At 71.6% G+C, this 12,779-nt stretch carries 11 protein-coding genes; 3 read left to right on the top strand and 8 right to left on the bottom strand.

Annotation, left to right across the window (positions count from 1 at the left end; translation table 11 throughout):
• The first annotated feature begins 50 nt into the window (after window positions 1-50).
• Together ABZ928_RS14810 and ABZ928_RS14805 are read left to right on the top strand one after the other, a co-directional pair.
• Window positions 51-1,790 carry a D-aminoacylase gene (locus ABZ928_RS14810; protein WP_361518211.1) on the top strand — a complete coding sequence of 580 codons (1,740 nt, stop codon included), beginning with the start codon at window positions 51-53 and terminating at the stop codon, window positions 1,788-1,790.
• Entirely contained in the window at window positions 1,787-3,244 is a 1,458-nt protein-coding gene (locus tag ABZ928_RS14805) for an aldehyde dehydrogenase family protein (RefSeq protein ID WP_361518209.1), read from the top strand. The genes ABZ928_RS14810 and ABZ928_RS14805 overlap by 4 nt, the downstream gene beginning before the upstream one ends.
• 13 nt (window positions 3,245-3,257) lie before the next feature.
• On the opposite strand, the gene ABZ928_RS14800 is transcribed toward ABZ928_RS14805, so the two are convergent.
• The 7 genes from ABZ928_RS14800 to ABZ928_RS14770 all read right to left on the bottom strand — a co-directional run bounded on the left by ABZ928_RS14800 (window position 3,258) and on the right by ABZ928_RS14770 (window position 10,745).
• Entirely contained in the window at window positions 3,258-4,874 is a 1,617-nt protein-coding gene (locus ABZ928_RS14800; protein WP_361518207.1) for an FAD-binding oxidoreductase, read from the bottom strand.
• Window positions 4,875-4,956: 82 nt separating this feature from the next.
• Window positions 4,957-5,988, bottom strand: coding sequence for an NAD-dependent epimerase/dehydratase family protein (locus ABZ928_RS14795; protein WP_361518205.1), 1,032 nt, complete (start codon window positions 5,986-5,988; stop codon window positions 4,957-4,959).
• Window positions 5,985-7,013 (bottom strand): ScbA/BarX family gamma-butyrolactone biosynthesis protein, encoded by a 1,029-nt coding sequence (locus ABZ928_RS14790; RefSeq protein WP_361518203.1) that lies wholly within the window; start codon window positions 7,011-7,013, stop codon window positions 5,985-5,987. Before ABZ928_RS14790 ends, ABZ928_RS14795 begins: the two co-directional genes overlap by 4 nt.
• A 47-nt stretch (window positions 7,014-7,060) precedes the next feature.
• Window positions 7,061-8,698, bottom strand: a complete 1,638-nt coding sequence (locus ABZ928_RS14785) for an FAD-dependent monooxygenase (protein ID WP_361518201.1) — start codon at window positions 8,696-8,698, stop codon at window positions 7,061-7,063.
• Entirely contained in the window at window positions 8,695-9,357 is a 663-nt protein-coding gene (locus ABZ928_RS14780; RefSeq protein ID WP_361518199.1) for an HAD family phosphatase, read from the bottom strand. The genes ABZ928_RS14785 and ABZ928_RS14780 overlap by 4 nt, the downstream gene beginning before the upstream one ends.
• Entirely contained in the window at window positions 9,354-9,725 is a 372-nt protein-coding gene (locus ABZ928_RS14775; protein ID WP_361518197.1) for a hypothetical protein, read from the bottom strand. The genes ABZ928_RS14780 and ABZ928_RS14775 overlap by 4 nt, the downstream gene beginning before the upstream one ends.
• Window positions 9,726-9,749: 24 nt before the next feature.
• Entirely contained in the window at window positions 9,750-10,745 is a 996-nt protein-coding gene (locus tag ABZ928_RS14770) for a phosphotriesterase-related protein (protein WP_361518195.1), read from the bottom strand.
• Between the two features lie 257 nt (window positions 10,746-11,002).
• On the opposite strand from ABZ928_RS14770, the gene ABZ928_RS14765 reads away from it, so the two are divergent.
• A complete protein-coding gene (locus ABZ928_RS14765) occupies window positions 11,003-11,869 on the top strand; it encodes an SDR family NAD(P)-dependent oxidoreductase (protein WP_361518193.1) in 867 nt (288 codons plus the stop codon).
• Window positions 11,870-11,883: 14 nt separating this feature from the next.
• Here the strand turns inward: ABZ928_RS14765 and ABZ928_RS14760 are convergent, their stop codons facing one another.
• Window positions 11,884-12,735 carry a helix-turn-helix transcriptional regulator gene (locus ABZ928_RS14760; protein WP_361518191.1) on the bottom strand — a complete coding sequence of 284 codons (852 nt, stop codon included), beginning with the start codon at window positions 12,733-12,735 and terminating at the stop codon, window positions 11,884-11,886.
• Window positions 12,736-12,779: the final 44 nt, after the last annotated feature.

Genomic DNA, 12,779 nt, shown 5'->3' with positions numbered 1-12,779 from the left:
TTGACACAGCCCCGCGCCCCTAGGCAGGTCAACTCGCTGCGCATCAGGAGGTGAGCCCCGTGCTCGATCACGTCATCAAGGGGGCGACCGTTGTCGACGGGACCGGCGCCCCTGCCTACCCCGCCGACGTCGGTATCCGTGACGGGCGTATCGCCGTCATAGGCCGGATCGCCGAGGAATCCCGCACCACCGAAGACGCCACCGGCCTCATCCTCGCCCCCGGCTTCGTCGACCCCCACACCCACTACGACGCCCAGCTCTTCTGGGACCCCTACGCCACCCCCTCCCTCAATCACGGTGTCACCACCGTCGCCGCCGGGAACTGCGGGTTCACGCTCGCGCCGCTCAATCCCTCCCGTCCCGAGGACGCCGACTACACCCGGCGGATGATGTCCAAGGTGGAGGGCATGTCGCTGGTCGCTCTCGAAGAAGGGACGCCCTGGAGCTGGAGCTCCTTCGGGGAGTATCTGGACGCTCTTGAAGGGCGGATCGCGGTCAACGCCGGGTTCATGGTGGGGCATTGTGCGCTGCGGCGGTATGTCATGGGGGCGGATGCGGTAGGGGGGCAGCCGAGCCCCGAGCAACTCGACGCCATGCTCCGGCTCTTCCATGAGGCCATGGACGCCGGGGCCTGGGGGTTCTCCACCACTCAGTCGTCCACGCACTCCGACGGGGACGGGAAGCCCGTCGCGTCCCGGCATGCGCGGCCCGCTGAACTCATCGCTCTCGCCAAGGCCGTCGGTGAGCATGAGGGTACGCAGATCGAGGCGATCGTCGCCGGGTGTCTCGATCAGTTCAGTGATGCCGAGATCGAGTTGTTCGTGGAGATGAGCGCGGCGGCGGGGCGGCCGCTGAACTGGAATGTGCTCACCATCGACGCCTCCGTGCCGGAGCGGGTGCCCCGGCAGCTGTTCGCCAGTGAGCAGGCGCGGAAGGCGGGTGGGCGGATCGTCGCGCTCACCATGCCGATCCTCACGCCGATGAACATGTCCCTGGGGACGTTCTGCGCGCTCAATCTCATTCCCGGATGGGGGCCGATCCTCGGGCTGCCCGTCCCGGAGCGGATCGCCAAGCTGCGGGATGCGGACGTGCGGGCCGAGATGCTGCGGCGCGCCGATTCCAAGGAGGCCGGGGTCTTCCGGCGGCTCGCGAACTTCGGGCGGTACGTCATCGGGGACACGTACAGCGAGGCGAACCGTGGGCTCAGCGGGCGGGTCGTGCGGGACATCGCCGCGGAGCGGGGGCAGGACGCCTTCCAGTGCCTGGTCGAGATCTGCGCCGCCGACGATCTGCGTACGGTGCTGTGGCCGATGCCCACCGACAACGACCCCGCGTCCTGGGCGCTGCGGGCCGAGACCTGGCAGCACGAGGACGTCATGCTCGGCGGGTCGGACGCGGGGGCGCATCTGGACCGGATGTGCGGGGCGCCGTACACCACCCGGTTCATCGGCGACTGCCTGCGCGGGCGGAAGCTGGCGACCCTGGAGCAGGCCGTGCGGATGCTCACCGACGATCCCGCCCGGCTCTTCGGGCTCAAGGAGCGCGGGCGGATCCAGGAGGGCTTCCATGCGGACCTCGTGCTCTTCGACCCGGAGCGGATCGACGCGGGCACGGCCACCCTGGTGCACGACCTGCCGGGTGACAGTCCACGCCTGGACTCCAAGGCGATCGGGATCCGGGCCGTGTGGGTCAACGGGGTCGAGGCGATCCGCGACGACGTGGTGAGCGGGGCCGTGCCGGGCAAGGTGCTGCGGTCGGGGCGGGACACGCGGACGGTGGCGACGAAGTGACCCGGGAACGCAAACAGCGGCTCTTCGTCGGCGGTGCGTGGGTCGAGCCGGAGGGCGGGCACTACGAGGTCGTCGATCCGGCGACCGAGGGACTCGTCGGGTGGGCGCCGGAGGCCTCGCGGGATCAGGTGTACGCGGCCTGTGCCGCGGCCCGCGAGGCCTTCGGGTCCTGGTCGCGCACCGCGCCCGAGGAGCGGGCCGCGATCCTCGCGCGGGCCGCCGACCTCATCCGGTCGCGGTTCGTGGAGTACGCCGGACTCGCCCAGGCCGAGACCGGCGCCACGACCGGCACCGCGCGGGCCATGCAGGTCGGGGTCGGTGCCGCCCGGTTCGCGCGGTACGCGCGCGTGGAGCCCGCCGAGTGGGCGATCCCGCCGCAGATCAACGAGGCCGGGCCGATGGGGAAGGCGGGGGTCATGGGGGCCCTGGCCGTACGGCAGCCCGTCGGCGTCGTCACCTGCATCACCTCGTACAACAACCCCTGGGCCAACCCCGCCGGCAAGATCGCCCCCGCCCTCGCCATGGGCAACACGGTCGTCGTGAAGCCCGCCCCGCAGGACCCGCTGTCCGTCTTCCGGATGGCGGAGGCCCTGGAGGCCGCCGGGGTGCCCCGGGGGGTGCTCAACGTGGTCTCCGGACGGTCCGTCGAGGTCGGGGAGGCCGCCGTCGACTCGCCCGACGTCGACATGGTCTCCTTCACCGGCTCCACCGCCGTAGGACAGCGCATCGGCGAGGTGTGCGGGCGCGGGATGAAACGCCAGCTGATGGAGCTGGGCGGAAAAGGCGCCGCGCTCGTCTTCGACGACGCCGACCTCGCCTCCGCCGTCTCCGGGATCGGCACCACCTTCTCCTTCTACAGCGGGCAGATCTGCACCGCGCCGACCCGGGTGCTCGTGCAGCGCGGGGTGTACCAGCGGCTCGTGGACGGGCTCACCGCGTACGCCGGGCATCTGAAGGTGGGGGATCCGCGCGAGGCGGACACCGTCGTCGGGCCGGTGATCTCCGCCGCGCACCGGGAACGCGTGGAGACGTACGTCGAACTCGGGCGCAAGGAGGGCGCGGTCGTCGTCGCGGGCGGCTCCCGGCCGTCGTACGAGCATGGTTTCTACGTCGCTCCCACCCTCCTCGTCGACTGCACCAGCGGGATGCGGGTCGTCCGGGAGGAGATCTTCGGGCCGGTCGTGTCCGTCGTTCCCTTCGACGACGAGGAGGAGGGCATCGCGCTCGCCGGTGACACCGACTACGGGCTCATCGACTACGTCTGGTCCGGCGATGTCGCCCGTGCCTTCCGGGTGGCGCGGCGGCTGCGGGCCGGCGGGGTCGGGGTGAACACCGTCGGGCGGAACATGGAGGCTCCGTTCGGGGGGTTCAAGAAGAGCGGGGTCGGGCGGGACGTCGGGTCGTACGCGCTGCACGCCTACAGCGAGGTGCAGTCGATCGTCTGGCCGGGGTGAGCGGTCCCCGGCCTTACGGGAGCCGTATCGACTGTGCGTGGCGGAAGAAGTCCGTGGGGTCGTAGCGGGCCTTGACCTGCTGGAGGCGGGTGTAGTTCGCCCGCCAGTACAGGGTGTGCCAGGGCACGCCCGAGGTGTTCCAGGCGGGGTCCGAGAGGTCGGGGTCGGGGTCGTTGATGTAGCAGCCGCCGGTCAGGTCGTTCGGGACGGGGACGCCGCCCGTGTCCTGGAACGACTCCCGGTACAGGTCCCGGAGCCAGGCGAGGTGCTTGTCGTCCTCGCGCCGGTCGATCCAGAAGTTCTCGTAGAGGGCGATCAGGGCCGCGTCCCGGTGCGGGATGGCCGTGGCGCCGGGGGCGGTGTCGTTCGTGCGGCCCGCGCCGCCGTTGAGGGAGATCACGGCGTTCGGGTTCGTGTAGTCCGTGCGCGTCAAGTGGCGGTACATGACCGCCAGTTGGGCGTCGGTGAAACTCCCCTTCAGCCACGCCGTCTTCACCGCGCTGCGCAACGTGTGGTCGTACAGCAGGACCGGGCTGCTGGTGCCGAGCAGCTTCGTCGAGGCCAGCCACGGGACGCGGCGGGAGGGGAAGGAGGCGGCGAGGCCGGTCCCGGCGGTGAGGGCCGCGGTGTAGTGGGCGAGCAGCCGGTCGGCGTCCGGGTCCGTGCCGTCGACCTGCGTGAACAGGGCCACGCCGCCCGTCGCCCCCTGGCGCATCAGCAGATAGCCGGAGAGGGAGATGAACGGGGAGGAGGTGGCGCCGTTGTCCACGTGCCAGGCGCAGAAGTTGCGGACCAGGCGGGCCATCGACGGGGCGTCCAGCCGGCTCCACGGGATCTCCGCCAGGCTGACCAGCACCTCGCGGGGCGGGGTGGGGAGTTGGAGGCCCGGTGCGGTTCCGGTGGCGTCGGGGGAGCGGAACCAGTAGCGGGTGATGATGCCGAAGCTTCCGCCGCCGCCTCCCGTGGTGGCCCACCACAGGTCGCGGTGCGGGTCGGAGGGGGAGCGGGACGCCTGGACCGTACGGACTCGTCCTCCGGCGTCCACCACGACCATCTCCACGGCCTCGATGTGATCCGCCACCAGGCCGAACTTCCTTGTCAGCGGGCCGAATCCGCCCCCGCACGCGTGACCGCCGATACCCACTGTCAGGCAGGCGCCGCCGGGGAGCGTCACGCCCCAGCCTTTGTACAACGCCTCGTAGATCTGGCCCAGTTGGGCTCCGGAGCCGATGGTGAAGGCGTTGCGGGCGGGGTCGTAGGTGATCCCGTTCAGCGGGGACGTGTCGATGATGATGTCCGTGTCGGGGTGGTGGACGAAGTCGGCGTAGCAGTGGCCGCCGCTGCGCACCGATACGCGTTTTCCGGTGCGGACGGCCTCCGTCACCGCCTGGACGACCTGGTCCGTGGAGGCGACGAGGCGGATGGATTCGGGCGTGGCCGTCCACCGCTTGTTCACGCCGGTGGCGAGTTCCGCGTACCGCGCGTCACCGGGGCCGACGGACACCGTGGGCGCGGCGGGCGCGGGGGTCGCGCTCGCGTCCGTCGTGGTGAGGACGCCCTCGGTGACGGCCAGGGCGGACACTCCGGTCATCAAGGCCCGTCTGCTGATCTCGCTGCTGGGTCTGGGCATGGCTGGGTCGGTCTCCTCGCAGGGTGGGAAGGCAGGCCGGGGCCCGGGCGGTCGGGGGACGTGACCGCCCGGGCCCCGGGGCTCAGCGGACGGTGTCGTGGTGGGTGCGGTACCAGTCGGCCTGGTCCCGCAGGGTCCGTTCCAACGGGCGGAACTCCACGCCGAGTTCACGCTCCGCCCGGGCGGAGGTCACCCGGCGTCGGTCGCCCTCCAGCAGGGCCCGTACGCCGTCCCGCGTCGCGGTGGGCGTACCGCCCCGCAGCCTGCCTCCGGCCTCCAGCAGGGCGGCCATGAGCAGCGCGAGCCGGGCGGGGACCTCGCGCGGCGGGGTGACCCCCAGAGCGCGCGCCGCGAGCCGGCACACCTCGGGGAGCGGGACCCAGTCGCCGGCCACGATGTACCGGCGGGCGTGCTCGCCCTTGGCGGCGGCCCGTACGCAGGCCTCGGCCACGTCACGGGCGTCCACGACGTGGTTGCCCGCGCGCGGGACGGCGGCGAGCCGGCCCTGGGCCACCGAGGCGAACAGCCGCCCGGCGGAGGTCGGTCCGGCGTCCCCGGGCCCCCACATCCAGCCGGGGAGCACGATCGGCACCCGCACCCCGCGCTCGGCGCCGAAGGCGCGCACCGCCTCCTCCGAGCGGAGCTTGCTCGCGTAGTAGCCGTTCGCGCGGGTGCCGCGCCCCTCGGGGGTGTCCTCGTCCGAGGGGCGCCCGTCGGGGCGGGTGCCGAGCGTGCCGATGGAGCTGGTGTGCACGACGACCGGGACACCGGCCGTGGCCGCCGCGTCCAGCAGGCCGGTCACGGCGTCGACGTTCGTGGCCGTCAGCAGTGCCGGGTCGTGCCCTCCCGGCGCGTAGTACTCACGGAAGTACGCGGCCGTGTGGATCACCGCCGTGTGCCCCGGGAGGGGCGGGGCGAGGGCGCCCGGGTCGCGTACGTCCCCCTGGAGGACGGTGAGTTGACCGTGCCCGGGGAGCAGGGCGCGGGCCCGCTCCGGGTCCCGGACCACGGCCGTCACCGCGCTGCCGCCGTCGAGCAGCTGCCGTACGACATGGCCCCCGAGCAGACCGGTGGCACCGGTGACGAGCACCCGCTGCAACGGCGGGCCGGTCACGTCCACTGCACCACTTCCAGCCGGATCGTCGTCGTCACCGCTCCTTCCTGCCGGACGTCGATCACCACGGGTACGGCGAGGGTGCGCAGGTCGTCCTGGCGGCGGAAACCCTCCACGGTCGCCCGCAGTTCGGTCACCTGGTCCAGCTCCGCGTAGTCGGTGAACTCGGTCTCGATCGCGGAGATGGTGAGCGTGTGCGGGGACAGGCCGTGCAGTTGGGCCACGGCGGCGACGGCGAGCTGGCGGGCCGCCTCCATCTGGAGATGGCCGGGGACGTGGTCGAGGGGGTGGTCGAACATGTGGGGATGGCTGGCGTCCAGGACGAGCTGGGCCGACATCCGGGCCTCGCTCGCCACCACGGGCGCGGTGATCACGACGTTACGGGCCTCGCTGCGGCCCACGGCGGAGGGCGCGGCCGGGGTGAAGCGGGGCAGGGCGAGGTCGGTGGCCGCGGTGCGGCGCTTGGCCCGCAGGGTGCGGTAGGCGCGCTGGGAGACGATGAGCAGGGCGCCGTTGCCGGACATCGCGACATGGCCGTCCAGGGCGACGTTCCCGCTGAAGGTGAAGCCCTGGACCCGGCCCGCCTTGTTGCGCCGGGGGTGGACGGTCATGGTGACCAGGACATGGGCGGGCGTGGCCCCGATCCGCAGCTGGGTCAGGCCCACCGTACGGAGATTGAGGCTGCGGAAGATGAACGCGGAGCCCAGTTCCACGTCGAGGTGTTCGTGGGCGACGAGGACGCCGGCCTGCCGGACCACCTCGATGAGGAGGGTGTAGTCGTACAGGGGCGCGTTCTCGCCTATGAGGTGGCCGCGCGGGAGTTGGGCGGCGACGAGGAAGGTCTCCTCGCCGATCGCGGTGGAGTCGGTGACGAACACCTCGGCGACGGAGGTGCGGTGGACCAGGGTGCGGGAGACCGTGGCGTCGTAGCGCAGCCGGGCGGCGGCCTCGGCCACGGCGTCCGGCACGGTCTCGGCCGGGTCCTCGATGCCGAGCTCGGTGGGCTGTGTCTCGGGCAGGGTCATGGTCGGTGGGGGTCCTTTCCGACAGGGAAGGGGTGTCGGTCCATGGCTCAGGCCGCCTCGGGTGCGACGGCCCGTTGCGAAGGCAGGCGGTCGAGGAGTTCGAGGACGCCCGGGATGCCGGCCCGGGCCCCGACCGCGCCGTCGGGGCGGATGTGCACGAGCCAGGGCGTGCCGTCCTCCTTGCCGAACCCGGGGCCGGACACGCGCGCGGTGTCGCAGCGGGCATCGGCGGCGCCGCCACCGTGTCCGGCCCCGGAGCTGTCGCCCGCCGGTTTGACCCACAGCACGTCCGTGATGTCGTCCACACCGCGCCCCCGCAGCGCGGCCACGGCCCGGACGGCCATGTCACCGGCGGCCTGATCGCCGTACGCGAGCACGGTGTGCCGGCCCGCGGTGAGGTACTGGTGGAGCGAGTCCGCCTTCGTGCCGTGCTGCGGGACCAGCGGCAGGTCCGGTACGCGGCGCCCCAGCCGGACCGCGCGGGGCACCGCCGTGGCGCCGAGGAGGTCGGCGACGGCGGGGCTGGCGGAGTGGTCGAGGTCGAGCTGGGCGAGCTGCGGGAGCATCTGCTTCTCCAGCAGGCCCCGCCGGGAGAGCGACTGCATGGTGGCGTCCCGCATGGCGCGGGCCATGGGGTTGCGCAGCAGCCACATCCGGGTCTGCTGGTCGGCGTTGCGCACCGCCTGCGCGGAGGCCGGGCGGCGCTCCGGCTCGTAGCTGTCGAGCAGGTCGGCGGAGGCGCCGCGCAGCACGGAGGCGAGCTTCCAGCCAATGTCGTAGCCGTCCTGGACCCCGGTGTTGAGGCCCTGGCCGCCCGCGGGGCTGTGTGCGTGGGCGGCGTCCCCGGCGATGAAGACGGGGCCCGCCCGGAACGCCGGGGCGACCTTCGCGTGCACCTGGAACCGGTTGGACCACCAGGTCTCCCGCAGCACCAGCCCGCCCGGGCCGCGCTCGTCCAGCAGGGCCTGGAGCTCCTGGTCGGACGGCGGCTGGGTGCGGTCGTCGGCGGCGGTGTCGAAGAAGACGCGGTGCCCGCCGTCCGGCAGCGGTACGAGGACCAGCACGCCCTCGGGGGTGATGTGGTACTGCGCCTCGTCCTCGGGCGCGGGCCCCTCCAGCAGGCCGTCGCCCAGCAGGAACACCCGGTCGTAGGTGTGCCCCTCGAAGGGGATGCCGACCTGCTCCCGGATCCTGCTGTGGGTGCCGTCCGCGCCGACCACATACCGGTACGTCCCGCGCTCGACCCGGCCCTGGGCGGTCCGCAGCGCCACGGTGGCCTTGTCGCCGGCGACGGTGACGCCGACGGCCTCCGTCTCCCACTCGACCTCTCCGCCGAGGGCGTGCAGCCGGTCGTGCAGGGCGGTCTCGGTGACGGGCTGCGGGGCGCACAGCGGGTGGCGGAAGGCGGTGCCGTCGAGGCCGCCGAACCGCATCCCGCCGATCTGCTTCTTCCGCGACCAGTAGGTGGCGCGCGCGAGCGGCAGCGCCGCGTCGACGACGGCCCCCGCGGCACCGATGCGGTTCAGGCACTCCAGCGCCCCGCTCCACAGCACCAGCGCCTTGGGCGCCCCGCCCGGCCCGTCGCGCCGGTCGACGACCCGGCACGGCACACCGAGGCCCAGCAGGGTGCACGCGGCGGTCAGCCCGGTGGGGCCGGCGCCGACGATCAGGATGTCCTCGGTCATGGTGAAGTCCCTTCGGAGTCCGGTGCGTTGCCTTCCAGGTGGGTGAGCACCTCGCGTACGGCGGTGTCCGTGTCCGTGAACAGCACGGAAGGGATGCCGAGTTCGCGCGCGGCGGCGCAGTTCTCCTCGGTGTCGTCGACGAACAGGCACTGGTGCGGTGCGACCGCCAGCCGGTCCAGCAGGATCCGGTAGATCTTGGGATCCGGCTTGCGCACGCCTTCCTTGTGCGAGTCGACGACCACCTCGAAGAGCTCGTCGACGGGGAGCTGGGCGCGCCAGCGCGGCTCCCATTCGCGCACGTTGTTGGTGAGCAGGGCGAGGCGGTGGCCGTCCGCGCGCAGGTCCAGGAGGAAGTCGACGAACCGCTGGTTGGGGCGGCGCCCGCGGAACCACAGCTCTCCGAACTCGTGCCCGTCCAGGACCCGTTCGGACCCGGCCGGCAGTTCGGCGAGGATGCGGTCGGCCATCTGACGTTCACTGATCGCGCCGGTCTCCAGGGCCGCCATGGGTGTCTCGCCGTGCCGTTCGGTGGCGGCGAGGAACGCCTCGGCGAGGGCGGTGGTGTCGAGGCCGGCCAGGGCGGCGAACTCGCAGAAGGTCTCCGCGAGGGGGTTGGTGAGCACGCCGCCGTAGTCGACGACGACCACGTCGGCGCTCATGACGCCTCCGGTTGCGCCGTGCCCGCCGGGCCGCTCTCCCACTGGAGCCCGACCATGATCAGTTCGGTGTCGCCGATGTTGTGCATCTGGTGGCACAGGGGTTCGTCCGCCGGGTTGAACAGGACGACACCGTCCGGGAGTTCGCCCTCGCGGAGGATCTCGCCCCCGGGGCCGAGGGAGCGGACCTTGGCGCCGCTGAGCACGACGGTCGCCCAGGGCTTGCGGTGGGTGTGCAGGGGGCGGGTGCCGCCCGGCGGGACCTGCTCGACCCAGGCCTTCACCCAGGGGGTGTCCAGGCACAGGGGTGCGCCGAGCTCTTCCCAGGGGCCTTGCGCGGTGACGGGACGGTCGACGGGACTGTGCGTCACGGAAGCCTCCTTGCAAGGTGGGGGTCAGTAGGGGGCGTTGGCCGCGAAGAAGCGGCGCGGATTGTCGACGAGCATCGTGCGGAGGTCCTCGTCGCTCACCTCGGCCTTGCGCAGCGCGGGCAGCACGTCGTCGTGGATGTGCGTGTACTCCCAGGAGGGGGCGACGAGTTCGCGCTGGTCGGTGGTGAGGTAGTCGAGGAAGCACGGGCAGTCGTGGGAGAGGACGAGCTGTCCGGCGTACCCCAGGCGGACCAGTCGGGCGACGGTCTCCACGCGCTGGTCGAGCGGCGCGATGAACTCCATGCCGAAGCGGTCCATGCCGAGGAACGAGCCGGCGTCGAGCAGCTCGCGCAGATAGCCGAGGTCGTCGCTGTCACCGGAGTGGCCGATGACGACCCGGCTGAGGTCGACGCCCTCCTCGCGGAACACCTTCTGCTGGAGCAGGCCGTTGCGCACCAGGGCGTTGCTGTGGGTCTGGATCGGCGCGCCCGTCTCGCGGTGGGCCTGCGCGGTGGCGCGCAGGACGCGTTCCACGCCCTCGGGCAGCTGCTCGGTCTCGGTGGCGCACTTGAGGACGGCGGCCTTGACTCCGGTGTCGCCGATGCCCTCGGTGATGTCGCGCACGAACAGCTCGACCATCGGGTCGGGGCCCTCGAAGACCCGGCCCGGGCCGCGGAAGGCGAAGTACAGGGGCTCGTCGTTGTAGGTGTAGACGCCGGTCGCCACGACGATGTTGAGCGCGACCCGCTCGGCCACCTTCTTGATACGGGGCAGATAGCGGCCCTGGCCGAGGACGGTGAGGTCGACGACGGTGTCGACACCGCGCTCGGCGGCCGCGTTCAGCTTGGCGACGGCGCTGTCGATCTGCGCCCGCTCATTCCAGAGCTGAGGATTGTTCTCCTGTATTTCCGTACTGAGGACAAAGACGTGCTCATGCATCAAAGTGACGCCGAGCCGGTCCAGCGGAATGCCGCCTTTAACGGTTTCGACTATGACAGGTGCTATGGATTGTTCTGCCATTATCGCCTCCCCGGGGCGTGGCTTTCACTGCTGCACAACAATCCACACCCGGCGGTCTGATTGTCAACGAATACTTGACCGGACGGTGGTGCCGTTGGCACTAGTGGTTTCAGTAATCTTGTCCGGCGGCCGCGGATCGGGGACTGTGAAACTGGGAGAAAACCGTTTGACGCGCGAATCTCGCGAGTCTTGCGAATCTCGCGCATCTCGTGATTCCCGCGACTACCGATGACGATTCGGCCGTGAAGGAGCAGGACGTGACCAGCACAGAACGGGTCGCTCTGGTGACCGGCAGCACGAGCGGCCTGGGGGAGGCGACCGCGCGGCTCCTCGCGGAACAGGGCTGGCACGTGGTGGTGCACGGCCGTGATCCGCGCAGGACGGCCAAGGCGCTCGCGGGGGTGCGCGAGGCGGGCGCCGGCCGGGGGAGCTCGCTGGTCGCCGATCTGTCGCGGCGCGCGGGGGTGCACGCGCTGGCCGACGAGGTGCTGGCCGCGCACGGCCGCCTCGACGCCCTGATCAACAACGCCGGCGTGGCCACGCCCAACCGCAGCGCCCGCACCCGCCGGGTCACGGCGGACGGCCTTCAGCTGGAGTGGCAGGTCAACTTCCTCGCGCCGTTCGCCCTGACCCTGCGGCTGTCGGGCCTGCTCGCCCGCTCCGCGCCCGCGCTCGTCGTCAACGTCAGCTCCGTCGCCCAGGGGTGGGGGCGACTGCGCTGGGACGATCTCCAGATGGCGGAGCGCTGGGACCGTATGGCCGCGTACGCGCAGTCCAAGCTGGCGCTGACCGCCTTCACCAACGAGTACGCGCAGCGCCTGCGGGCCGACGGGGTGCGGGCCAACAGTCTCCATCCGGGCATGTGCGCCACGAAGATGGTGCGCAGCACGTTCGTGCTGGCCCCGCATCGCACGGGGTTCGGCGCCCGCAACATCGTGCGCCTGGTCACCGATCCGCAGCTGGAGAACGCGAGCGGCGTCTACTTCCACGAGCGGCGGCGTATCGAGCCGAACCCGTTCGCCCAGGACAGGGCGGGGCGGCGGCGGTTGTGGGAGGTGGCCCTCGAACAGTCGGGCGTCATCGGCCGACCGGACGAGGTCCCCGCGGACCTGCTCACCGCCTGAGCGTGGGGCCGGAGCTAGGCGATCAGCGTGCTCAGCCGCCGTGCCGTCTCCGAGCCCGCGGTCGCGAAGTGGGAGACCACGCTGAGCCCGTGACCGCCCTCCACGGAGAGTTTCACGTAGTTGAGCTCCAGCTCTCCTACGACCGGGTGCTTGAAACGGCGTACCGAGGGGGCGAACGCCTGTACGTCATGAGAGGTCCACCACTCGCTGAACAGCTCGCTGGACTTCCGCAGACTGCTGACCACCTCGATGAACCGCGGACTGCCCAGCTCATGCGCGGACTCGGCCCGCAGCAGTGCCACCAGCCAGCGCGCCTCGCGCTCCCAGTCGGGCAGCAGCTCGCGGGCCTCGGGGGCGTTGAACATGAGCCACAGCGCGTTGCGTTCATGGACGGGCAGATGATCGAAGCCGCCCATGAGAGCGGCCTCCGCGCGGTTCCACGCGACGACGTCGAAGCACCGGGTGATCACATAGGCGGGGTTCGGGTCGAGCAGATCGATGAAGGTCTGGATCTCGGGTCCGGCGACCTGCTCGTCGCCGGCGCCCGCGGTGTCCGGCGGCACCTCGCCCGCGAGCCGGTACAGATGGCTGCGCTCGACGGCGTCCAGCGACAGGGCGCGGGCGATCCCGCCGAGGACCTGCCGCGAGACGTTGATGTCCCGCCCCTGCTCCAGCCAGGTGTACCAGGTGAGGCTCACACCCGAGAGCTGGGCGACCTCCTCCCTGCGCAGCCCCTGAATTCGGCGCCTGCTCACCTCGTTTCCGGAATTAATCAGTCCACTCTTTTTCGGGTCCGCTTTCCTGCGCCGGGACCTGAGGAAGTCCCCCAGCTCCTTCCGGCCATGTTCATCCTTCAAATTTCCCATGAAAAGCCCCCGTGGGATCGGATTCGTGGTGCGGAAACCACTAG

Source organism: Streptomyces sp. NPDC046909, assembly GCF_040644695.1.
Taxonomy (GTDB): Bacteria; Actinomycetota; Actinomycetes; order Streptomycetales; family Streptomycetaceae; genus Streptomyces.
The sequence above is the reverse complement of the archived record's forward strand: the minus strand, read 5'-3'. Positions and strand labels throughout refer to the sequence as shown.

Coding starts and splice junctions, on each gene's coding strand:
- ABZ928_RS14780 (WP_361518199.1), bottom strand. CDS start 9,357: ATGAGCGCCGACGTGGTCGTCGTCGACTACGGCGGCGTGCTCACCAAC.
- ABZ928_RS14785 (WP_361518201.1), bottom strand. CDS start 8,698: ATGACCGAGGACATCCTGATCGTCGGCGCCGGCCCCACCGGGCTGACC.
- ABZ928_RS14790 (WP_361518203.1), bottom strand. CDS start 7,013: ATGACCCTGCCCGAGACACAGCCCACCGAGCTCGGCATCGAGGACCCG.
- ABZ928_RS14760 (WP_361518191.1), bottom strand. CDS start 12,735: ATGGGAAATTTGAAGGATGAACATGGCCGGAAGGAGCTGGGGGACTTC.
- ABZ928_RS14770 (WP_361518195.1), bottom strand. CDS start 10,745: ATGGCAGAACAATCCATAGCACCTGTCATAGTCGAAACCGTTAAAGGC.
- ABZ928_RS14800 (WP_361518207.1), bottom strand. CDS start 4,874: ATGCCCAGACCCAGCAGCGAGATCAGCAGACGGGCCTTGATGACCGGA.